A 22,003-nucleotide genomic window follows, 5' to 3' on the forward strand; every position below is an offset into this window, starting at 1 on the left:
GTGTACATTCCATTCAACACACGACCGCCTACGCCGTCAAAAACGATGCCCTCCCGCCGGGGGAGGGCATCGTTTTTGACGGCGTAGGCGGTCGTGTGTTGAATGGAATGTACACAGTTCATGAAGCTGGTTTTGTGAATTATAAAATTGCTCTTTCGGATTTGAGCTGATGCCAATTACCCAGAATCTTTCTGATATATTTATACAAACCCTTGAACAGGCTGTTGATGGTGTTGTTGTAATTGATACTAAAAATTGTGTGGTGCTTTTTAATCGTGCGGCGGAAAAGTTATGGGGGTTTGATAGGGAGGAGGTAATTGGTCAAAATGTAAAGATGCTGGTGCCAGAAACTATTCGGGATAAGCACGATGAATATGTCGATTCGAATCGGCGTACTGGCGTAAATAAAATTGTTGGCACTACTCGGGATGTCCCTATCCACAGGAAGGATGGGAGTCAACGTTGGGGGGCGATGTCCATTTCTCGGGTTGAAAGTGAAGGGCAGGTTTTATTTACAGCTTTTGTAAAGGATGTAACTGACCATCGTAAGGAACAGAAGCGAATTAAGCTTTTGTCCTTGGTGGCGGATCAGACTGAAAATGCAATAGTTATAACGGATAGTAGCTGGAAGATTGTATACGTAAATAGAGGGTTTGAACGGATTTTTGGCTACCCTTTCAGCGAAGTTGAAGGGGTGCGACCTGCCGCATTACTCACACCACAGCTTTCTGAGTCCAATGTTAGTGCTATACATGAGAGGCTATCTCGTGGGCTTTCGTTGAGAACCGAAGAGCTGACGCGGGTAAAAAACGGTGAGCGAATCTGGTCTAATATAGCGATTAGTCCAATACTTAGTGGTGCTGGAGATCTAACTAATACTGTGACTGTGCTCGCGGATGTAACGAGTTCGAAAGTTCATGAGGTTTTACAGTTTTGCATTCTAGATGCAATGGTCCGCGAAATGCCACTGCAAGCGGTAATGGACTTGGTATGTAACGAGGTTGAGCGTATATCTCCCGAGGTCAAAGCATCAGTAATTCAAGTAGATGAAGATGGTTGCATGCATCTACTTTCTGCACCAAGTTTGCCTGCGACTTATGCGAAAATAATTGAGGGGATGTCAATACGCGATTGTATTGGTTCGTCCAGTACTGCTGCCTTCCTTGGAGAGTCGGTGGTCACTAGTGATATCGAGACTGATTCAACTTGGGCTGTGATACGTGATGATTTTCTGCCATTAGGTATTAAGAGCTGTTGGTCAACTCCAATAAAAGGAGCTAAGGGAGTATCTATAGGTGTTCTCGCATTTTACTATGACGAGAAACGTATTCCCTCGCCGCTACATCAGCAGATGGTTGATGTGATTACCCCTCTATGTGCTCTTGCTATGGAAAGGGAGGTTAATCAAGAAAACATACGGCAACTTGCATTTTACGATAGTTTGACTGAGCTTCCCAATCGTAGCTTGCTGCATGCCAAGGCGGATCATGCCCTGATCGAAGCAAGACGTACAAAAACCTCAATGGCAGTTTTGTTTATTGATTTAGATCGTTTTAAACAAGTAAATGACTCGCTAGGTCATCCTGCTGGAGACGAGCTGCTGAAAGTCATTGCTGAACGTCTTCACTCCAATCGTAGGTCAAAAGACATTGTAGGTAGGCTTTCTGGTGATGAATTTGTAGTAGTGCTGCCGAATTGCAGTAGTGACTGTGTAACTGAGATAGTAGAAGAAATTAAGCTTTCTATTTCAAAGCCATGTCAGATAGCAGGCTCTTCTATTTCGCCATCGGCAAGTATAGGTATTAGTATATATCCGCAAGATGGTCATGATATGGGAACTCTCATACATCGTGCAGATATGGCAATGTACCAAGCCAAGGGTGTGGGGCGTGGTAGATTCAGCTTCTTTAGCTACGAGTTGAATCAGCTTGCACAGGAACGTCAGGCGTTAGAGAGTGCTTTACGGCATGCAATTGACAATGGCGAGTTGAGACTTAGTTATCAGCCACAAGTTAATATGGATGACGGAAAACTATATGGTGTCGAGGCGTTAGCTCGTTGGACTCACTCGAAATTTGGTGAGGTTTCTCCTGCAAGATTCATTCCGCTGGCAGAAGAGTGCGGGCTGATTGGCGAGCTTGGTAATTGGGCTGTTCAGGAAGCATGCCGACAACTAGCTGTGTGGCGAAGGAAGGGGCTGAAAATTCCGTCTGTTTCGGTAAATTTGTCACCTAGCAATTTTCATAATCTTGACCTGACTGGAATGATTATGAGGACACTTGATCAGCATAATCTAATCGCCGCTGATCTTACGCTTGAATTGACGGAAAGTGTCTTGCTTGATACGAATCCAAGCACGATGAAGGTTCTTCATGAGGTACATTCTCAGGGCGTTAAGTTGGCAATGGATGACTTCGGTACGGGCTATTCAAGCCTGAGCTATTTGCGTAAACTACCAATTCAAGAGCTGAAACTGGATCGTAGTTTTGTTATGGATCTTGAAGCTGATGAAACAAGTCGTGCTCTCAGTGATGCCGTTTTACGTATTGGCGATAGCTTACGGTTGAAGGTTGTCGCCGAGGGTGTGGAGGAGCAAGGTCAATATAAAATCCTAAAAGAGCAAGGGTATCATGTTGCTCAAGGATATCTTCTGTCTAAGCCACTCAACCCCCAAGATCTTGAAGTTTGGATGGATAAGTATCGGGGCTGCTAGGTCCCAATAGTGGCGGTTGCAGGAGCTGAGTGCAACACGGTTATTGAATTGAAGCCGGAGCATCATGCCGCATTGCCATGGAGTTTTGCATGACCTCTCCCATCACCTCGATGGGGCATTTGAAGTCGAAGCGCTTGCGCGGTCGCATGTTCAGTTGCAGCGCAATGGCGTCCAGCTTCTCCTGGCTATGTACCGACAGGTCTGTGCCCTTGGGCAAGTACTGGCGAATCAGGCCGTTGATGTTTTCGTTGCTGCCGCGCTGCCAGGGGCTGTGCGGGTCGCAGAAGTAGATCGCCACGCCGGTTCTTTGGGTGATCTCGGCGTGTCGCGCCATCTCCCGGCCCTGGTCGTAAGTCATGCTCTTGCGCATCTCCAGCGGCATGCTATTGAGCGCGGCGCTGAAGCCTTCCAGTGCCGAAGTCGCCGTCGCGTCGTTCATCTTCACCAACATCAGGTAGCCACTGGTGCGTTCCACCAGCGTACCGACGGACGAGGCGTTGGCCTTACCCTTGATGAGGTCGCCTTCCCAATGCCCCGGCATCAGCCTGTCTTCAATCTCCGGCGGGCGCACATGAATACTGACCATCTCGGGGATCTGGCCGCGCCGATCCACGCCACCAGAGCGCGGCCGGCGCGTCGTCTTGCCTTGGCGCAGACAGATGATCAGCTCCTTACGCAGCTCACCCACTGGCAGGGCATAGATCGCGTTGTAGATCGTCTCGCGACAGACGTAGGCATCTCGCAGGTTGGGTATGTTCATGCTGCGCAGCTTGCCGGCAATCTGCTCGGGAGACAAACGCTCACGCAGCATATGGGTCACCAGTTCGAAGCGCTCGCTACCCGGCAACAGTTTTCGCATCGGTCGACAAACCTGGCGGCGGGCCTGCATTTGCTGCTGGGCTAGGCGGGCCGAGTAGCCACCGCAAGCACCTCGGTTACGGCGCAGCTCACGGCTGATGGTCGAAGGGGATCGGTTGATCAAGCAGGCAATCCTGCGCAGGCTGAAGCCTTGGGTACGACCGATTTGAATGGTGGCGCGCTCTTCAACGCTGAGTTCGGTATAAGACATAGGGGCAGCACCGTACCGGAAAGGTCAGGTGTTGCACTCAGTTTTTGCCGCCGCCGAGCTATGCTCTCAAGAAGCGGTTGCGCTAACCGATACAGTATAAATTGGGCCCCAAGTATTATTTTATTTGCACAAAGGTAATGATTATGTTTTTCAATAAAAACAAACAACTGCTGGACACAGAAAATAAGCTCTCAGAACTACAGCGGCAGCTTGATTCAATAAGTCGAAATGTCGCGGAAATCAGATTCAGGCCAGACGGGAGCGTAATCTATGCGAGCAATATCTTTCTAGAGATGCTTGGTTACAAACTCGAAGAAATAGCAGGGCAGCACCACAGAATTTTCTGCGAAAAGAATTATGCTAACACAGCTGATTATTCGCGCTTCTGGCAGAAATTGGCTGACGGCCATCTTCAATCAGGTTTATTTAGGCGGCTGCGCAAAGACGGTAACTTAGTATTGATTGAGGCTACTTATATTCCAGTTCAAAATCAAGATGGAAAAGTTATTGAAATCATTAAGATTGGCTCAGATGTCACTCAGAGAGAAAACGAGTTACTCTCACTAAGAGCCGTCCATGCAGCCATCTCCCGCTCGATGGCGGAGATCGAGTTCACACCTAACGGTGACATCCTGCATGCAAATGAGAATTTCCTCCGTGCTATGGGTTATCGCCTCAGCGATATCAAGGGTCGACACCACCGAATGTTCTGTTTCGATAATTTTTATCAAGAAAATCCAAATTTTTGGCAGAGTTTAAAGGGAGGAACTTTTTTAAGCGGGCAATTTGAGCGCAAGACCGCATCGGGAGAGACCATCTATCTTGAGGCCACCTACAACCCCGTCATTGATGAAGCCGGCCAGGTTGTGAAAGTGTTAAAATTTGCCACCGACGTCAGCTCGCAGAAGCATAAGGCTGATGAAATCCGTCAGGCCGCAGAGCTTTCCTTCACCACCGCCGAGGAGACATCTCAAATTTCCGTGCGGGGCATGGAGTCCCTTGCTAGTTCAATTGAACTATCTCAGGGTACATTTAATTTAATAAACGGTGCGGTTATTTCGATTACACAGCTAAATGCTCAGGCTAAAGATATCGAGAAAATTGTTACCATCATCCAAGGCGTGGCAGAACAAACTAACTTACTAGCACTTAACGCCGCAATTGAAGCTGCCCGAGCGGGTGAAATGGGCCGAGGCTTTGCTGTAGTAGCCGACGAGGTTCGTCAGTTGGCAGCTCGAACTAGCAGTGCCACCGTGGAAATCCAGAATGTGGTAACTGCTAACGGAAAGCTTACTCAGCAACTGAATATAGATATGAACAGCATCGCTAGAAGCGCCGAAGAAAACAACGATCAGATCGCAACTGTAACAACTATTATGCGTGAAATCAGTGACGGTGCAGACCATGTTGCCCGTACCGTATCGACGTTGTTCAAAGACAATAGCTAGTGTCCAGTTTTAGGCAAAATCAGGATCGGAACTTCGAGCCGCAGCGCTACAGAGCCAGAAGCCCAAACTTGGTGACGGCCATCGTGCTATGGAACACGATGTATCTGGAGTGCATCACTTGGGGCTGGTCGAGGCTGGCAAGTCGGTGGGCGGCGAGCTGCTGCAATACCTATTGCCGCTGGGCTGGGAGCACATCAACCTGACTGGCGATTACGTCTGGCGGCAGAGCCGCAGGCTGGAGATCGGGAAGTTCAGGCCGCTACGATTGCCCGGAAAACCTTAGCGTACGATTTTTTCCGAATTCTGCGGGCTCCCCTATCACCAGCTACGCTCGACCATCGCCCAAGTCGGTGGGAAGAAGGAATTGACCGGCCGCACCGACATCGAAATCGAGATCAGCAACCAGTGCGCCAGGCTGATCGGCAACGCGATCATCTTCTACAACTCGGCGATCCTGTCCCTGCTGCTGACGAAGTACGAGGCAGCTGGCAATGCCAAGGCGCTGGCGTTGATCACGCAGATGTCGCCAGCGGCCTGGCGGCACATCCTGCTGAACGGGCATTACACCTTCCAGACTGACGGCAAGTTCATCGACCTGGATGCGCTCGTGGCGGGACTGGAGCTGGGCTGACGGAAATTTCTGGGATTCCGGCGTACAACCCCAGGGAGGAAGATCGTTGCCTAATCTGCCGGCCCTCCGTCAGTACTTCACCTTAAACGTTGGCGACTCCTCCGGTCGCTGGCCACGTCGATCGTACAAGCGGGTGGTGCTGATATTGGCGTGGCCCAGCCAGACCTGGACCTTGGCGATATCGGCGTCATGCTCCAGGGCATTGGTCGCGGCCGTGGCACGCAGTCCGTGCACGCCCAGCCCTTCAACCTGGATGCCCGCCGTGTGGGCCCATTGGGCCACCACCTTATAGATGCCGTTACCCGTAACGGCCCCACCGGCGGTACGACCGCGGATCGAGCGGAACAGCGGGCCATTGCCCGGTTCGCGCTGAGTGTCGCGCTCCAGGTACTCATGGATGCGCTCGGCCGCGACCGGGTGCAGCGGCAAATAGCGGGTCTTGCCGCCCTTCCCTCTCACCTGCAGGTGCTTGATGCCGCGTCGGTCCTGCAGGTCGCCGGTCATCAGCTGCGCGGCTTCCTCACGGCGCAGGCCGTGGTACAGCAGCACCGCTAAAATGGCCCGGTCGCGCATCCCCTTCAAAGTCGAGCCATCCGGCGCCGTCAGCAGCAATTTAGCCTGGTCATCACCGAGTGCCGGCGTCTTGCCTTCGTTGGTTTCGATCCTGGGCCGTTTGACACCGTGCACGGGGTTGCCGCCGGCGACGGCGTTGTTCTCCAGCAGGTGATCGAACAGGCTGGCCAGCGCCGCCAGTTTGCGCCGGATGGTGGCCCCGGCCATGCCCCGGGCTTCCAGCTGGGCACGCCAGGCCAGCACGTGCGCGCGGGTGACCGCGCGGAATTCCTCGGCGCCGGTGAGACCTACAAAGCTGCAGAAGTCTTCCAGGTCGTTTTGATAGGCGCGTCGGGTGCGTGGGTTGTCGATATTGGCGAACCATTCCACGGCGGCCGGCACGCTGGCCAACTGCTGGAACTCCTGGGCGCTCAAGCGGCGTTCGCCGGACGGCAACAGCGCGGCGGTGGACTGGGGTTGATTGAGGTCTTTCATCGTATGCCCGGCCCTGCACGTCGACCTGCCGCTTTTTCAGATTCAACCCACTTCCAGTATTCACGAATGGACCGGTCTTTTGCAGATTCCGGTACCAGATGTATCCAGCGCTGCTTGGCCTGATCCAGTGCTTCCTGGCTGTGCAACTGGTCTTGGATCAAAGCCCCTGCTGCCGCAAACTCACGGCGGGCCAGGCTCCAAAATCCATTGGAGGTGCCGTACTGATGAAGCGGCACAATGGGCACCTGGTGCGTGAGCCAGAGTCGCCAGAGCACTCCCCGGCCGACACCCCGGCGCTGATGCTCGGGCAGGATCTGAAGCTCATTGATGTACAGCCGATCGCCCAGCGGGTTGATGCCGTAATCGACATAACCGACGTGCTGGCCATCGACCTCAATGTTGTCGAAGTAGTCGGTACCGGGAAATACAAAATTGTCGCGCAGTGATTCCGTGCGCTGGTTCACCAGGTGCACGCGTTCTGCGAGGACGTTCAGCATTTGCGCCTGGCGTCTATGAAAATAGTCACGCATCGGGTCAAAAAATGGCATGTGCCCTGTCCTGCTAAAATAGGGTGATAACGTATTTTATCACCACTTATGTGGCAGGCGGGCAATACGGCGGGTTTTGTCGTGTAGTGACCGGATTCGATGAATTTGTTCACGACGCGATCACGGAGTATGAATCTGTACCAGTGATCAATTTGGCGCCGGTGTGGGCCGTCATGATCACGGCCTTCCGCTTAACGTGCTTTATTATCCGTTTTCTGGAGCGATGCCACCTTAGCGTACGTTTTCGCTCCATTGGACATCAGGTTGTGAACGCCCAAGTTTCACGGGTGATGGCTGCTATGGTGACGGCCAAAGCCTCTGACGGACCCTCTGCGATCAAGCAACGGTTCCATGGTGTAGCCTCAATATCCCCGTTTTTCGGTATTGGCCGCACGGTCACAAAGGCTTTAAATCCAGGTGAGGACTTTTCAGTCTTCACAGACCATTCGTAATTTGATTGCAAACCCCGGTAGCGTAACGACAATAACTGGGTTGCATCGTCCAGCTTTTGCGTAGGTTTGAGCTGTTGAGACTGAAGTCTCAGCAGCCGTCCGATCTTGTGGTCTAACAGATCTGAACCACCCATGTTCTCGCCACGAGTCAACTCCTTAAGCAGATCATCCAGTGCCCAGCGCGTATTCGCATTCGGTGTGCAACGTGCAGTTGTCACCTCTCGGATTGCCAAGTCCCGCCCATCGTGTGGCAAATCCCAGTACCAGATGGCGGCTGGTAAACGATCGCGTTGAAGCATTCCATCCCTGTAGCCTGGCAACTTAGGTGTGGCGATATCGACCAGCACTTGCGCTATCGCCCCGAAAACGAAGCCACCAGCGATGCTGAGCAAGACCGTGCGGGTCATTTGTTCGGTGGTGGCTGTTAGCAAATACTGCCGCATGTTTTCGTAGTCACCTAAGGCACCAACCAGTAGCAATCCAAACGGCATCCAAGGCGCGACTCTGACCCCGCCAACCATGCCCTGGTGAAGAACCTGGTGAAGAGTTGGACGAGACCAGCGGGCTCCAGTTTTTCCTTTGCGCTTACTCAAAAGGCTGATCACTGCAGCGTTGAGTTTCTCTACGTTCAATCTCACTGCCCTCCCCCTCCCTTATGCCGACGCTTAACGTGGTTCTGTCTCCAGCTCACGTCGTAAGGCTGCCAAGGCCCGCTTGAGTGTTTCCCCCAACGGTTGATCGATATCGTCAGCAACGCGGTACAACTCATCCTTGGTTTCCTGCTCGCCTTTGATGTTGATCTGGACATTACGTCCGGTTTTGTGGCGTCGCTTTGACCGGTCAACCGGGACGATTAGAGGGGTTGCCTGTCGGCCGACAAACCCGTGTTGGTTCGCCATTTCCTCTACTTCTGCGTTGCTTTGCTTTGTTTTCTGCTCAGTGGTTGTTTTAGGCTCAAAACTTTTCAGGCTATCCAGTGGATCTACGCGACTCATGATGTGACCTTCTCTTGCTGTGGTTGGGCCTCTGAGGTGATTCTGGATATCAGTTCCCGAGCGAACGCTTCGGCGTTCTCAATAGCCTTGCCGACATTGGAGACTTCATCAGTTGGCAGCAACTCAAGCGGCTGACGGTAGGAAAACATTGCCTTGAATGCAGCCCGCTCATTCAGTTCAGTCTCAAAGAACGGAATTCCCCCAGCTTCAAAGCTCTTGCGGATATGCCTTGTGTCTCGGCTCTGAATCGCAGCGGATGTGCGTGTGAACAAAACGGCGTAAGGCAATTTATAATCAGGTTTATGTTTCTGGATGCCTCGTTCGTGAGCACGGATCAGCCCGAACGCCCTGCTTGCCTGCTCAGCGTCCAGTTGTGAGCCTTGGGTAGGTACAACCACAAAGTCTGATTCTGCGATCGCATAGGCAACGATTGTGGCCGCTGTACCCTCAAGGTCAACGATTACGAAAGGCGTCTTTGTAGCTGCATCTGCGATCGTTTCACCGATCGTTTTGTCAGTTACGTCCGAGATAATTGTCATGTTTTTTGGGGCTTCACCGCCCTCTGACCACGACTTTATAGGGTGATTCGGGTCGGCATCAATAATGGTGACCGGTACGCGCCGTGCGATTTGCTCAGCGAGTGCCAACGCGGAAGTGGTCTTACCTGCCCCACCCTTAGGAGAGACGAAAACAATGACTGGCATACACAGGCCCTCAGTAGGTTAGCAACCATTGAAACCATAAATGGATTCTTTTTGGAATTCCCTTTGAATTCCATGAAGAAACCATATATGAAAACCTTGAAGAATTCTATAGAATTCACAAAGGAATTCTATATTGGATTCTTGTAGAATTCCTTAGGGATACTATTTTTGAATTCTTTAAAGAATCTTAGAGGAATACTATCTTGAATTCATATAGAATTCTGTTTAAATTCTTTTGTGGTTCCAGCTATGGTTCCTTTAGGAATTCCAGATAGAATTCCAATTGGAATTCATTTTGGTTGTACAGGCGTACACATTGCCAGTAGCTACCGGTGCTGATGACTCTATGAAGCAGGGAAGGGGCCATCCTTAGGCATCCTGGACAACGTAATAGCTGACACGATTTGATCGTGTCGCGCTGACGCAGCATTTCTTGCCGCGCATGCGCTTCCTGGAGCAACGTAGGTTTTGTTGGCTGGTCTTAGCATGCCAAGGCTCGGGAAATGCCTCTAGCGCAATTGTAGGCGGTCGGTTTTACGCGAAGACCTAAATTCAGGGCAAAATAGCCGAAAGGACCCCAAAGATGAGTACGACTGAAACCCCGTTGTTGACCCTTACCTTGGATGCCAAGGCCCAGGCCGCGCTGATGCGTAGCCAGGAAGCCTATCGGGCTTGGCTGTATGCCCCCGCCGAACAGACCGACAGCCTGCGAGAAGAACGCGTGACAGCAGCGCTACGCCTGTCGGATGAGATAAGCCGCATCGCTCAACCAGATCTGGATTTAGCCCTCATCGCGGCAGCCCAGGCCAAAGGGTAAGCTCCCGTACCGGGATTTTCACGAACAGAAAGGAACCCCTCATGAGCGAGAACAATATGACCGAACCTACGAACCCGTTTGAAGGCTTGCCGTTGCATCACCTGCTGTTTCTGAAGATCCGCGACGGTGGCGGGCCGAAGGTGGCGCACGGCGTGGCCGAGCTGCACGGCATCAGCGTCGACGAACTGAAAGCGCAGTGCCGAAAAGCGGGTGAAGAGATCCTGGCCGAGCGCGGCGAATTCCTGGTGTATGAGCGGCCGGTGGTGGATTGGGCGAAAAGCTGAGCCCGCCGCGTTACCAATAACGCCTGTTATGTAAAAAAGGGGGTACACCGAGCCAGGGTGTGGCCCCCTTTTTTTGTGTCGGCGGAAACCAGAACCCCCTAGCCTGGTAGGCCAGAACCCCCTACAGTGGTTTTACGCACTCATACCCCCTCACTCGAAAAGGAAGCGATCCCATGTCCTATGCCCACCAAGGCCCGGCCAACGTGGTTATTTCACAGCGTCACTTCGGCCGCGATCCGGTCGACGTGGACAACCTTGGCGCCGCTGTGACCCTGGGCAGTGCCGGCCAGCCCAATGTCGCACGCCTGGAATTCGCGCATGCGCTGCGTGGCCCGACCGATGCCAATTACGTGACCGTCTCGCTGCCCAGCGGCTTGCAAGTCGGCGGGTCGATCATCCAGGGCGGCAATAACCCCGATGGCAGCGGGTGGCTGACGTTTGGGGTCGAGGAAACCGACTTGGGGCTCAACCCGTGAGCGCGCGTGACAGTAACGCCGCCCGGTACCGGTTGAATGAAGCGCTGAATTTTTGGGGGGAGCGTTGGGTGCTGGACGGCCTGCAAGTCACTTGCCCGGGCTGCCTGGCCGAACAACTCGCCCAGGACGCGCGCGCGCCGTTCATCCACGTCGACGCTTGCCCCTTGGCCACGGAGTTTGCCCAACACCCCTGGATTGAATTACGCGACCTGCTGGTCGACCTGCCGGCGGTGCCGGCATGAGCCTGGTACTGCACCTGCCATACGCGATCCGCCTCAAGGTGGCCCAGCACCTGGCCCGCATCGAGCAGGCCGTGGATCTGCACGCCCTGGAGCTGGCCCTGGAACGCGCGCAAGGTTTTGTGGAAGGCATAGAGGCGGCGGGTGCGCTGACTGCCGCCACCATCGAGGCGCTGTTTATCGCGTTCGACAATCTCGCGACCGAGCGCCGCCAGGAACTGACGGCATGATCGGGGAGGCGATACAGCTGGATTCCCTGGCGCACCTGGTGGCCCAACACGCCATCCGTGACGTGGTGGTCGGCCGGGTCAAAGGGGATAACGCGCAGTGGACGCTTTCGGTACGCCTGGGCGGTCCCACGGCGCGCCTGGTGCCCGTGCGCAGCCGGCGCGAGCCCCTGCGGATCTGGACCAGTCTAAAAGCCGTGGTCAAGTTCGCCGACAAGGTGGGCATCACCAGCTTCAGCGTGGAGCTGTGACTACACGCCCTGGGCGCGCGCGGCTTTGTCCAGGGCTTCGGCCAGGATCTGCGCCGAGGTGCTGAGCGCGCTGTAGAGCTGGGTCAGTTCCAGTTCCGGCGCGCTGGAAGGGGTGCGCTGGGATTGCGCGTAATACTTGCGAAAGTCTTGCAGGGTTTGCAGCTCAAACGGGGACAGCTCCAGGGTGATCGGCATCGGGCTACCTCGGCGTTAGGCGTAACGGAAAAGTCCAGACGAAAAAAAACCGCCTTAGTCGGGCGGTTCTTTTTGCAAGCCCGGTTAGTGGCCGGGCTTGCTCGCTCACAGGGAACGCTTGGTGTGGATGAATGGTAGCGCCGGCATTCAAGTAAACACAAGACAACACAAGGAAATAATCGTTATTTACGATCTACGGTCGATTATGAACCTACCATTCATCAACAATTCCAACCCCCGCAAGCCCACGTTTACGGGGCTTTCGGCTGAAAGTAGGTCGACAGTAGTTGTTCTCGGTCATGCAGCCACAACACAAAGCCGTTTTTTGCCATATCATAGGCCTTGTTCCGCGTTCGTCACCTCTGAGGTTGGCCGGGTATGCGCGCGAATTTTGGACCGACTGCCACGGGCTAGTAATCCGTGTCGGGTTTTATGCAGGAGGCCATTAGCCCAGCCGCCTCACAGGGAACGCTTGGTGTGTTTCCCAAAGGTACGCGTATCCCGATAAGCGTACTGGAGGTATGGCCCAACCACGGGAGGGCCGCTGCCATGTTTAAGTATTTTAGACGTGCGTGGGACTTCGTTGTGGTTTGTGTACGTGTTCATCACGTTTACGAACTGCTGCGAGACTACTTTGATGGCCTGTAAAGGCTGAGAGGTGGGCCGCTCTGGCTTCAGTCAGAGCGGTTTTTTTTGCTCAAAAAAAAGCCCCCGACGCGAAGTAGGGGGCCTCTCATTCAACCGTAGGCCCGGCTAGGCCATCGGTTGGGTGCTTCTTTCGCCCTTGTAGGGGATAACGAAAGTCGCCTGGTCATAATACACAGGACTCTGAGGTGTGGTTAAATTTAATTGTTTGTAGTGACAAGTAGTGACGTTTTTTTGTAAGTTTAACTTGTTCTTGGCTGTACGGCCGTGGATCACACACCAACCATACCACCCGCCATGGGGTTGATTCTCCCTGGGCAATGAACAGGAAACACCACCATGCCTGCAAACCACAACGAAGTTGAGCTGCAGATCATGGCCGCCCAAATCAAAGTGGCCCATTCACCAGGTGAAATTGCTCAACTGGTGCGCTTGATCAGCCCCACGCCCAGTACTGGAGAAATGAGCGCAGAAGAGTTTGAGCGCGTGATGAAGGTCCTGGTTGCGCACAATAAGCGACGGCCTTACTCCGCGAAATCGATTACTGCCGCTCGACTCGTATTGGTGATGGGGGCCACAATTTCAGAGGCGGCAGCTGAGGTCGGGTTGAATCGACAAAATGTTAGTGTGCTGATGAAGCGCATACGTGGCCACATGGAGTCTTTACCTAAAGGTTGGGTAAAGGTCGGTGAGTGGTTCCCTGGCGAGGTGGCTACCCAGCTAGGGGAAATCTCGGAGTCGCTTAAAGAACTTCATGCTGCAGGTAAGCCGCTCAATGGACTTACTTTTACCATCACACTGCCTTAGCTAACGCCTTGATTCCAGGCTTCCAGCTGTGCCGGCGTTCTGCAGATCCTGGTACCGGGCGTTCCCCTGCGCTGCGCTCGGGGCCGTGCTTTCGTGCTGCGCATCGAGCCAGGCCATGAAGCCGGCCCGTCTCGACCCTTCGGGCTTCAATCACATAACGCTTCGGCCTCCGGCCGGAACGCTCCACGCGCGGGCATAGCCCGCACTGCACGCCTTCACTGTGGCCATGCATCACACTCGTGCCTGCACCTACCCACCAGGTCGCCATAAAGGCCACGGTACTGGGCTCAGCGAAGCCATATCTCCACCTCGGGCACACAGAAAGGCAACCGCAAAGCCCAAAGCAGGAAAGCGCGTCGGAGGTGGTCGGAGTGCGATTTGTGCCGTCCTGCACTAGTGAATGCGTAGATTGCACCGCTTCAATGCGCGGGGCAGGGACGTTGATTTTAGGGGAATTATGCGTGATGGGGGCAGGGAGGGGAGCTGATTTATTTATGTTTATTGTAGTTACAAGTAGTGACATAAATTTACGATAAATGTATAATAAACCCATCGGCGCCACACCGGCGCCGAAGCCTGAAACGAGCGGCGGCTACCGCTCCGGGCATCACTTGTAGGGGTTATTTCATGTCAAACGCATACAACACGGTCATTCCCTTTAACCGTCTGCGCCGCAGCGAGAGAAACGCCCGCCGTACTGGCCGCAATTCCGCCAGTTACCGAGCAGGAATTGTGTCCCTTGCAGCTTCCATCCTTAGCACTCACGAACAGACCGGCCAAGGGCTTTTGCAAAACTTGGTCGTACATGTCAACGGCGAATTCTTCGATGTAGCGGCAGGCGGTCGCCGGTTTGACGCGATCACTCTACTGGTCGAACAGGGCAAGTTTCCAGACGACTACCCCACGGCCAGCTTGGTTATCGGCTCGGATGCAGTCACGGCCGCCAGTCTGACTGAAAACTTCAGCCGTGAAGCCATGCACCCGGCCGATGAGTTCGACGCGTTCAAAGAACTGACAGAACAGGGCTGGACCATTGACAGCATCGCGGACAGCTTCGGAGTCACGACGCTGGTTGTTGAGCGCCGCCTCAAGCTACGTGCAGCAGCTCCGGCCTTGATCGAGGATTATCGTAATGGTGGGCTGACAACCGAACAGCTGATTTCCCTGTGCGCAACGGATGATCATGACCGCCAAACAATGGTGTGGAACCGTGTTCGTGACCAGCACTGGAACAACGACCCAGGCGCGCTACGACGCGCCGTTATCGAAACGGAGGTAGATGCCAGCAAAGACCCCCGTGTTGCGTTCATAGGCGGTGTGGAGGTCTACGAGCAGGCCGGTGGTGGTGTGCGCCGTGACCTGTTTGCAGAAGACGGGCAGGGCACCTTGCTATCTGACGGCGCCTTACTCGATGTACTGGTCGAGGCGAAGCTACAGGATCTGGGGGAGCAAGTGCGTGCAGAAGGTTGGGGTTGGATCGAGGTTTGGCCGAAGTTTGATTACACCCAGTTCGACCGCCTAGGACGGGCACCAAAGAAACTGGCCGATTTGTCAGCAGAGGCTGCCGCCCAGCTTGAAGCGCTGGAAAAGGAGCTGGAGGACGCACAGACCGCAATCGAGGACCACTTGGATGCTGGGGACGACGAGCAGGCACAAGCACTGGATAAGCGCGTTGACGAGCTGGAAGCTGAAATACTGAAAATCCAGGCATCCACAGAAGGGTTTGCCCCGGAAGTCATGGAGCATGCCGGCGCGATCATCAGCATGCACTATGGTTCGTTGCGCATTGACCGGGGGCTGGTCCGTACCGCAGATCGTGCCAATGTCACTTCCGCCCTGGGAGAAGGGGAGCGCCTTTCAGGTGGCCGGGAAACAGAGCCCGCAGGGCGTAAGGGCAACACAATCAGTGACGCACTGCGTCGCTCTTTACTTGGGCACCGCAATTTAGCCGCACAGTTTGTAACGGCAACTAATCCCAAGGCCGCAAAAATTCTAATTGTCTGCAAGTTCGTTACTGATACGCGCAGTGACTGGAGTGGTTCACCAACGGACATGGGTATCAGTAGCGGATACGGTGCCCGCACAGGTTGCCCGATTACCGATGAAGCAGGGCAAATTAAACAAAATGAGTTTGTTGCACTCGGTGATCAATTAATCGAGGTGTTACCAACGGCTCATGGGGACTTGTGGGATGCTCTTACAGAATTAAGCGATGCGGAGCTAGATACCCTGTTGGCATTTGCTGTCGCTCGGTCTGTAAGTCTGTCTGTTGAGCCAAAAGAACTTACAGAGAAGTATGCTCAAGCGCTCAATTTGAAAATGGAAGATCATTTTATTCCTACCGTTGGTAACTATTTGGGCAGGGTATCCAAAGAGTTGATCATAGAGGCGTTGACCGAGGCGGGAAAAATAAAGGGTGATGCTGATCGGATTGCTTTGCTGGATATGAAGAAAGGCGCCCTTGCTACAGAAGCTGAAACCCGTCTTAGTGGGACAGGTTGGGTGCCTTCGCTGATTCGCACACAAGAGGCGATACCGGCGAAGAAGAAAAAAACAACCAAGCCAAAGAGCAATTCTAAGGCAGCCACCAGTAAGTCATAACTAGATAGGGCAGGGGTCAGATGGAACTGATCCCTATCCTAAAATGGAGAGCCAAAATCACTCATCACGGCGCACCTGGTGAAGGCCCCATTTTAAAAATCTGGCGCCGGGAGTGGTGGACATATCGAGAGCGTTTCGACAGGAAAACGGGTTGTTCTTGAGTAGGAATGACGCGAGGCGGTTTGAAAAAAAAGCCGAAAAATATGCAGTTATTGTGATGACAAGTAGTGACACTATGGTATGTGTTTGATACAATAAACACATCGGCGCACTCCGGCGCTGATACCTGAAACGAGCGGCGGCTACCGCTCCAGGTAAACCTTGTAGGGGAAATAATATGCACCTTTCCAGCAGCTTCCGTAATCCAACCATGCTGCGTTCAGACCGTCCGCTGTCGAACGACGATATTGCCCGCGTGGCGCCCTCGATCTTCGCAGAAGAAGCGCATGACAGCCGGTCAGAACGTTACCTGTATATCCCAACTATCGACGTACTGGATGCGTTGCGTGCCGAAGGCTTTGAGCCATTCATGGCATGCCAGACTCGCGTGCGGAGCGAAGAAAAACGCGAACACACTAAGCACATGCTACGCCTTCGCCATGCCAACACCATCATGGACAAGGAAGCGAACGAAATCATCCTGTTGAACAGCCATGATGGGACCAGCAGTTATCAGATGATGGCCGGGATGTTTCGGTTCGTCTGCGCCAATGGTTTGGTCATCGGTGATTGTTCAATTGATCAGAAAGTACGGCACAGCGGCAAAGGTGATGTCATCAACGACGTGATCGAAGGTGCCTATGAAGTACTCAATCAGTTTGACTCTGTTAACGATCACCGCGAGAGCATGAAGCAGATCAAGTTACGCCCGGAGCAACAAGAGGCTTTCGCGACAGCTGCATTGTCATACCGCTACGAACCGAAAGATGGGCCTGCGCCGGTAACAGCTCGCCAGTTGCTCAGCGCACGCCGTGTCGAAGACTTCGATAATGATCTGTGGACTACCTTCAATCGCATTCAAGAAAATTCGCTTAAAGGTGGCTTACGTGGTCGTAACAAGGTAGGCCGTCGAGCGACAACCCGTGCAGTCGGTGGCATTGATCAGGATGTGAAACTGAATCGCGCCTTGTGGGTACTGGCGCAAGAGATGCGCGGCCATTTGACCAAGGCATAACAAGCGGGCCGGGTGCGCAATGCACCCGGCTTCAACACTTGTTGAACTCAATGCACGGGGCAATAAGACATGAAGACATACAGCGTTTCTTGGAGCATCGATATAGAAACCGATGGTGATCATTTAGCAGCGGCACAGATCGCCGCAAATCAATGTTTTCAAGCGGAGATTGCCGCCGGAAATTTTGACAGCGCTTGTGTATTTACCGTAACAGGTCCTGATCAAGTACCGGCCACTGTCGACCTTGCTAGTAGTCTTTCTGACCTAGACGGCGACGACACGGAATAACAATAACGTGTGTTGCACAAGCCCCGCCAATGCGGGGCTTTTATTTTTCAGCAAATTACTCAATGTTGGTCGTCTTAGGTCTTTGGGTACGTCGCTTTGGTGGTGTACTCAAAAGCTCCGATATTGCCTTAATAGAAACCTCAACTCCCACAGTCCCCAGCGCTGATTTTATCTCAGCAGTGGTGTAGCCCTTGGCATTTGCTAACGTGACAATCTGATCTTTCAGAGATTCTAGAAACTCAGTCTTTCCGATCTTATCGCGGCTCAGATCAGGAAGCTGATCGAGAGCCTTTTTTGTCTCCTCAAGCTTGGCTTGGGTGAAGGTAGTAGTTCTGGCCATACTGGGTAACCCTCTGATCATTGAAAACCGTGAAACCCTGACTCTACCCCAGACCAGACGCGATGCCCAGACCCGCACCATCCGACGCATGCCTCTAATACACGCCCAGCTCACGCGATGACAAAGTGAGGTAATCCGAGTAAACTATCGGACAGGAAATGTTTTGTATGTACCGCCTGCACGCAGTCGGCCCATCCAAAACCCTGATCAGGGCTGCGCCCCGATACCCCGTTGTGCGTCACAGGTGCCGTTATGTCAAAGAGCGAATCGCGTCAGAAGGGCAAGGTTATTAATCTTCGGTGTACCGAAGAGGAAGCTACTATCCTGAAAGAGAAGGCTAAAGCCGCAGGCATTAGCACCTCAGATTTGCTTCGACGCTCAGCACTCAACCGCAAGATCGTGACGCGCACGGATCAGCGTTTAATGAATGAGCTGCTACGCCTCGGAGGCTTGCAAAAGCACCTGTTCAATCAGATGCAGGACAACATGACAACCGAACTCAGCAAGCAATTTTCGGAAGTCCTGGTCGAGGTCAAGAAGGCAATCATTGCCTTGGACCTGAACGTAGTCCCCGTAAGGAAATAAGATCCAATGAACGTCATTATTCCCCCCAAACGTCGAGACGGTGGCACCAGCTTTATGAAGCTGGTGAGCTATGTCAGCCAGCGCGAAGACAAACCCTCGGGAAAGGACGTTCTATCTGATGAGCCGAAATCGGCGCGTTCAGAATCAAGCAAAGCGGTGTTTGATCGGCTGGTGGATTACATCGACCGAAGCGACGCAGAGGATGCACCTGTACGTGTCCTTGAGCAGTTCAGCGACGGAAGGCAACGCGTTCAGGCTGGTGACGTAGCGTGTGAAACTAACTGTTTTTTTTGGGAAACAGCAGCTGCGGAAATGAACATGGTGGCGGCTCAGAATCGGCGTGTTAAAGACCCTGTTTATCACTTCATCATATCTTGGCCGGAAACTGATCAACCCACTGACGCCCAGGTATTCGAGTCTGCTCAATACGCCCTGAAATCCATTGGCTTAGAAGCTCATCAATACGTCACCGCTATCCATCGTGACACCGACAATGTGCATGCTCATGTCGCGGTTAACCGGGTAAATCCTGTGACCTACAAAGCAGCCAACATGTGGAACGATGTCGATACCTTGCAGAAAAGCATGCGCGTACTTGAGCGTCGTTACGGCTTTAAGCAAGACAACGGTCCGTGGCAGATGAACGCGGATGACCACTTGGTTCGGCCCGGTATTCATTACCATAGCGCCCCCCAGGGCGCGGCTAAGCGCGAGATATTTTCCAACACTGAAAGCCTTTATCACTATGCGGTTGACAAGGTGCGGGTGAAGGTCAACGAAGCGATCCAGAAAAAAGAAGCCGATTGGAAATCCTTGCATCTGTTGTTGCACGCGAATGGCCTTGGGCTGCGTGAACAGAGTGGAGGCCTGGTGATCTACGATTACTTGCGCCCAGGTGATCCTGTGCTTAAAGCCTCATCGGTTCATCCTTCGCTTACGAAGGTTCGGATTGAGGCGGCTTATGGTTCGTATGAAGGCCCACCGCCGTTTGAATCTGAAGATCCTTATGAGGGTTCATATGCAATCCTCAGTTCTTATCAACCGTCCTTTCAGGCTAGAGATAAAGGCGTGCGACAAGAGCGCCGAGAAGAGCGAGCGGAAGCCCGAGCAGGTTTGAAGGCGCGTTACCAGAAATACCGCAGTACCTGGGAGAAACCAGATCTGGATGTGAAGGGGCGTTACCAGCATGTGGCCGCACGTTATCAGGCTATGAAAGCTGACGTGAAGCGTTCGTATGATGATCCTTTACTGCGCAAGCTGATGTACCGGGTTGCTGAATTTGAACGGATGAAAGCTATGGCCGAGCTGCGTATCGAGCTTCGCCAGGAGCGTCAGGCGCTGTCAGATAAAGGCCTACTTAGACCGCTCGCGTATCGTCCCTGGGTGGAACAGGAAGCCTTGAAAGGTGATCTTGCTGCCGTCAGTCAACTGCGTGGTTTCGCCTATAGAGAAACACGTAAGCAAATGGTTCGTGGGGATCAACGTGACAGAACCATTTTTGCCGCCAGGGCAGATGACTCGCAGTTTTATAGTCCGCACACACATTCCTCCAGGCTCTATCGTGATGGCACCATCGAGTACCTGCGAGACGGTATCGCCGGCGTGGTTGACCATGGAGGCCGGGTTGAAATCAAGCCAGGTTTTGAGGACTATGACGACTCGGCCAACTACCGACTGGCCGCCAGTCTGGTCAGTACCAAAAGTGGGGAGAGGGTCGAGATTGTAGGTGACGATCAATTCGTTGACCGGGTGCTTGAAGCCGCTTGCGACTTCAATCATCGGGACAACGGGTATGTGTTCCAAGTGACAGATCGTGATCAGTTGGAACGCTATGACGCCATTAAAAGAGATTACATGCACTTCCAAGTCAATGATGAGTCGTTCCAGGAACAGCCTCGTTACTCCGATTACAATGACCAGATGGATGAGGCTGAGGTCAGACCAGATCAACAGCCGAGGCCATGAGGTTTTGTGAACTGGACTGACCGAAGCAGCAATGGACGTCGGTCAGTAACTCAGGTTGGGTACTCAGCTTTTACAAGCTAAACCGTTCTCGGGTGTGGCTTAGTGATTTGGTTAAAGTTGTAAACGCCTCAATCAGTAGTTGGTCACTCCCAGACGTGTTGCTGACACTTGCTCGAACGAATTGAGGTACGATGGCATGTCCTACCGCAAAGTTTTCAGCTGTCGCAACCAAGTAGTTTTGTTGTTTCAGTTCTGACTCAATCTCAGATGCCCGGCGTGGCTCAGGAACGGGTATCCAAAAGTGCGAACTGCTTGCATGAGTTTTGTATTCAAGTCCGTAAAGTAAGTGTTCAACCAGCATTTTGCGCCGACGAATCTCTTTGACTTGTTGTCGTCGTAATTGATCGGCTGTACCATTTTCTATCCAGTCAGTAACTAACTCAAACGACATTGGAGTAGCCATCCAACACGTCGAACGTAAAGAAGCGGATAGTCGACTGATCAAAGTTTGTGGAGCATGCAGGTAACCTACACGAAACCCAGATGGGACGGTTTTACTCAAGCTGGTGATCAGAGTCGTTCTTTCTGGTGCGAAGCAACAGAGGGGCGGCGGGCGATCATCCATCAAGACTGCGTAGGCGTCGTCTTCAAGAATAAGCAAATTATGATCGCGACATACTTTCGCGACTTCCTCGCGCCGGGTTACCGACATCACCGCCGCGGTTGGAGTCTGGATTGTAGGTGTACAAAAAAGTGCTGAAACACGATGGTTGCGACAAACCGCCTCCAGCGAGGATGGCAACAACCCTTCCTCATCTGTTTCAACTCCCACCAATTTAATCCCAAGCATCCGAGCAGCAGTGATCAACCCAGGATATGTCAGCTGTTCGGTGGCCACCGTGTCACCCGCCTGCAGCAATGCCATCAGGGAACAGACCAACCCATGTTGACCACCGTTAACACAGATCACTTGCTCAGGGGTCGGAGTGAAATCAGGTTGCTTAAGCCACTCCGCTCCAACAGCTCGATACCGTGGTAGGCCCACGTCTGGGGTGTACTGGCTTATATCCCTAATAGCACTGGGGTTGCCCGCGAGGACTTGTAAGCTCTGCGTTAGAAAATCGGTCTCGGAACTTGGGATGTACATGTTCCGGCTCATATCAAAAAACGTTGGGGTGTCTTCACTGAAATTGCGAAAGCCCTCATCAAGCTTACGATCAAGTCCACGTTTGCGGACGAACGTGCCATCACCAACGCGAGCCACTACTAGCCCCAACCGTTCTAGCTCACCATAAGCCCGACTGATGGTGCCAATCGTGACCTTGAGCTTGTCGGATAGCGTGCGATGCGGTGGAAGTTTTAGGCCTGGTTCGAATTGACCGCTAAGAATACCGTCGCCTATTGCATCTGAGAGTCGCTTGTACTTCACGCCTTTCCCTTTGGCCAAGCTCTCGCGCAACAATGACACCATGTCAATATTTGTTTTGACGGCCATCAATTCC

23 protein-coding genes and 3 pseudogenes are annotated in these 22,003 nt (G+C 53.0%); 17 read left to right on the plus strand and 9 right to left on the minus strand.

Annotated features, from left to right (window positions below; all coding sequences use genetic code 11):
- Positions 1–169 precede the first annotated feature (169 nt).
- The gene (locus tag JFT44_RS23675) at positions 170–2,713 is read left to right on the plus strand and encodes an EAL domain-containing protein (protein ID WP_198831249.1); all 2,544 of its coding nucleotides are present in this window, start codon (positions 170–172) and stop codon (positions 2,711–2,713) included.
- Between the two features lie 40 nt (positions 2,714–2,753).
- Here the strand turns inward: JFT44_RS23675 and JFT44_RS23680 are convergent, their stop codons facing one another.
- A complete protein-coding gene (locus tag JFT44_RS23680) occupies positions 2,754–3,782 on the minus strand; it encodes an IS30-like element ISPsp7 family transposase (protein WP_003283602.1) in 1,029 nt (342 codons plus the stop codon).
- A 143-nt stretch (positions 3,783–3,925) separates the two neighbouring features.
- Here JFT44_RS23680 and JFT44_RS29230 point away from each other — a divergent pair.
- The 4 genes and pseudogenes from JFT44_RS29230 to JFT44_RS23695 form a co-directional block, all read left to right on the plus strand.
- Positions 3,926–4,684: pseudogene (locus JFT44_RS29230) on the plus strand (PAS domain-containing protein); the annotation flags it as partial.
- Between the two features lie 87 nt (positions 4,685–4,771).
- Positions 4,772–5,230, plus strand: coding sequence for a methyl-accepting chemotaxis protein (locus JFT44_RS29235; protein ID WP_275941885.1), 459 nt, complete (start codon positions 4,772–4,774; stop codon positions 5,228–5,230).
- Between the two features lie 20 nt (positions 5,231–5,250).
- Positions 5,251–5,513, plus strand: a pseudogene (locus tag JFT44_RS23690) (Tn3 family transposase); the annotation flags it as partial.
- 33 nt (positions 5,514–5,546) lie between these two features.
- Positions 5,547–5,861 (plus strand): annotated as a pseudogene (locus JFT44_RS23695) (Tn3 family transposase); the annotation flags it as partial.
- Between the two features lie 69 nt (positions 5,862–5,930).
- Here JFT44_RS23695 and JFT44_RS23700 read toward each other — a convergent pair.
- From JFT44_RS23700 to JFT44_RS23720, 5 genes are all read right to left on the minus strand, one after another.
- Positions 5,931–6,908 carry a tyrosine-type recombinase/integrase gene (locus JFT44_RS23700; RefSeq protein ID WP_198831250.1) on the minus strand — a complete coding sequence of 326 codons (978 nt, stop codon included), beginning with the start codon at positions 6,906–6,908 and terminating at the stop codon, positions 5,931–5,933.
- Positions 6,905–7,456 (minus strand): GNAT family N-acetyltransferase, encoded by a 552-nt coding sequence (locus JFT44_RS23705; RefSeq protein WP_198831251.1) that lies wholly within the window; start codon positions 7,454–7,456, stop codon positions 6,905–6,907. The genes JFT44_RS23700 and JFT44_RS23705 overlap by 4 nt, the downstream gene beginning before the upstream one ends.
- 259 nt (positions 7,457–7,715) lie before the next feature.
- Positions 7,716–8,540, minus strand: coding sequence for a hypothetical protein (locus JFT44_RS23710; RefSeq protein ID WP_198831252.1), 825 nt, complete (start codon positions 8,538–8,540; stop codon positions 7,716–7,718).
- Positions 8,541–8,573: 33 nt separating this feature from the next.
- Positions 8,574–8,903, minus strand: coding sequence for a stability/partitioning determinant (locus tag JFT44_RS23715; RefSeq protein ID WP_198831253.1), 330 nt, complete (start codon positions 8,901–8,903; stop codon positions 8,574–8,576).
- On the minus strand, positions 8,900–9,607 hold the full coding sequence (locus JFT44_RS23720) for a ParA family protein (RefSeq protein ID WP_198831254.1): 708 nt from the start codon (positions 9,605–9,607) through the stop codon (positions 8,900–8,902). The genes JFT44_RS23715 and JFT44_RS23720 overlap by 4 nt, the downstream gene beginning before the upstream one ends.
- A gap of 583 nt (positions 9,608–10,190) precedes the next feature.
- Between JFT44_RS23720 and JFT44_RS23725 the strand changes: the two genes are divergently transcribed.
- The 6 genes from JFT44_RS23725 (at position 10,191) to JFT44_RS23750 (ending at position 11,901) form a co-directional block, all read left to right on the plus strand.
- Positions 10,191–10,424 (plus strand): hypothetical protein, encoded by a 234-nt coding sequence (locus JFT44_RS23725; protein WP_198831255.1) that lies wholly within the window; start codon positions 10,191–10,193, stop codon positions 10,422–10,424.
- A gap of 41 nt (positions 10,425–10,465) precedes the next feature.
- Positions 10,466–10,708 (plus strand): hypothetical protein, encoded by a 243-nt coding sequence (locus JFT44_RS23730; RefSeq protein WP_198831256.1) that lies wholly within the window; start codon positions 10,466–10,468, stop codon positions 10,706–10,708.
- 173 nt (positions 10,709–10,881) lie between these two features.
- Positions 10,882–11,184: a hypothetical protein gene (locus tag JFT44_RS23735; RefSeq protein ID WP_198831257.1), complete on the plus strand. Its 303-nt coding sequence runs from the start codon at positions 10,882–10,884 to the stop codon at positions 11,182–11,184.
- Positions 11,181–11,426, plus strand: coding sequence for a hypothetical protein (locus tag JFT44_RS23740; protein ID WP_198831258.1), 246 nt, complete (start codon positions 11,181–11,183; stop codon positions 11,424–11,426). The genes JFT44_RS23735 and JFT44_RS23740 overlap by 4 nt, the downstream gene beginning before the upstream one ends.
- Positions 11,423–11,653 (plus strand): hypothetical protein, encoded by a 231-nt coding sequence (locus JFT44_RS23745; protein ID WP_198831259.1) that lies wholly within the window; start codon positions 11,423–11,425, stop codon positions 11,651–11,653. Before JFT44_RS23740 ends, JFT44_RS23745 begins: the two co-directional genes overlap by 4 nt.
- On the plus strand, positions 11,650–11,901 hold the full coding sequence (locus tag JFT44_RS23750; RefSeq protein ID WP_198831260.1) for a hypothetical protein: 252 nt from the start codon (positions 11,650–11,652) through the stop codon (positions 11,899–11,901). The genes JFT44_RS23745 and JFT44_RS23750 overlap by 4 nt, the downstream gene beginning before the upstream one ends.
- Here the strand turns inward: JFT44_RS23750 and JFT44_RS23755 are convergent, their stop codons facing one another.
- Positions 11,902–12,096, minus strand: coding sequence for a hypothetical protein (locus tag JFT44_RS23755; protein ID WP_198831261.1), 195 nt, complete (start codon positions 12,094–12,096; stop codon positions 11,902–11,904).
- 984 nt (positions 12,097–13,080) lie between these two features.
- On the opposite strand from JFT44_RS23755, the gene JFT44_RS23760 reads away from it, so the two are divergent.
- The 4 genes from JFT44_RS23760 to JFT44_RS23775 all read left to right on the plus strand — a co-directional run bounded on the left by JFT44_RS23760 (position 13,081) and on the right by JFT44_RS23775 (position 17,611).
- The gene (locus JFT44_RS23760; protein ID WP_198831262.1) at positions 13,081–13,548 is read left to right on the plus strand and encodes a TrfB-related DNA-binding protein; all 468 of its coding nucleotides are present in this window, start codon (positions 13,081–13,083) and stop codon (positions 13,546–13,548) included.
- 627 nt (positions 13,549–14,175) lie between these two features.
- Positions 14,176–16,149, plus strand: a complete 1,974-nt coding sequence (locus JFT44_RS23765; protein WP_198831263.1) for a ParB/Srx family N-terminal domain-containing protein — start codon at positions 14,176–14,178, stop codon at positions 16,147–16,149.
- Between the two features lie 337 nt (positions 16,150–16,486).
- On the plus strand, positions 16,487–17,323 hold the full coding sequence (locus JFT44_RS23770; RefSeq protein ID WP_198831264.1) for a DUF932 domain-containing protein: 837 nt from the start codon (positions 16,487–16,489) through the stop codon (positions 17,321–17,323).
- A gap of 69 nt (positions 17,324–17,392) precedes the next feature.
- Positions 17,393–17,611, plus strand: a complete 219-nt coding sequence (locus JFT44_RS23775; RefSeq protein WP_169907239.1) for a hypothetical protein — start codon at positions 17,393–17,395, stop codon at positions 17,609–17,611.
- A gap of 55 nt (positions 17,612–17,666) precedes the next feature.
- Here JFT44_RS23775 and JFT44_RS23780 read toward each other — a convergent pair whose 3' ends face one another.
- Positions 17,667–17,951 carry a mobilization protein gene (locus JFT44_RS23780; protein ID WP_198831265.1) on the minus strand — a complete coding sequence of 95 codons (285 nt, stop codon included), beginning with the start codon at positions 17,949–17,951 and terminating at the stop codon, positions 17,667–17,669.
- 252 nt (positions 17,952–18,203) lie between these two features.
- Here JFT44_RS23780 and mobA point away from each other — a divergent pair, with 252 nt between their 5' ends.
- Complete coding sequence (mobA, locus tag JFT44_RS23785) at positions 18,204–18,536, plus strand: plasmid mobilization protein MobA (protein WP_198831266.1); 333 nt, start codon at positions 18,204–18,206, stop codon at positions 18,534–18,536.
- 6 nt (positions 18,537–18,542) lie between these two features.
- Positions 18,543–20,501 (plus strand): TraI/MobA(P) family conjugative relaxase, encoded by a 1,959-nt coding sequence (gene traI, locus JFT44_RS23790; protein ID WP_198831267.1) that lies wholly within the window; start codon positions 18,543–18,545, stop codon positions 20,499–20,501.
- 70 nt (positions 20,502–20,571) lie between these two features.
- Here the strand turns inward: traI and JFT44_RS23795 are convergent, their stop codons facing one another.
- Positions 20,572–21,996 carry a PLP-dependent aminotransferase family protein gene (locus JFT44_RS23795; RefSeq protein WP_198831307.1) on the minus strand — a complete coding sequence of 475 codons (1,425 nt, stop codon included), beginning with the start codon at positions 21,994–21,996 and terminating at the stop codon, positions 20,572–20,574.
- Between the last annotated feature and the right edge of the window lie 7 nt (positions 21,997–22,003).

The organism is Pseudomonas sp. MF5691 (assembly GCF_016405645.1).
GTDB lineage: Bacteria > Pseudomonadota > Gammaproteobacteria > Pseudomonadales > Pseudomonadaceae > Aquipseudomonas > Aquipseudomonas shahriarae.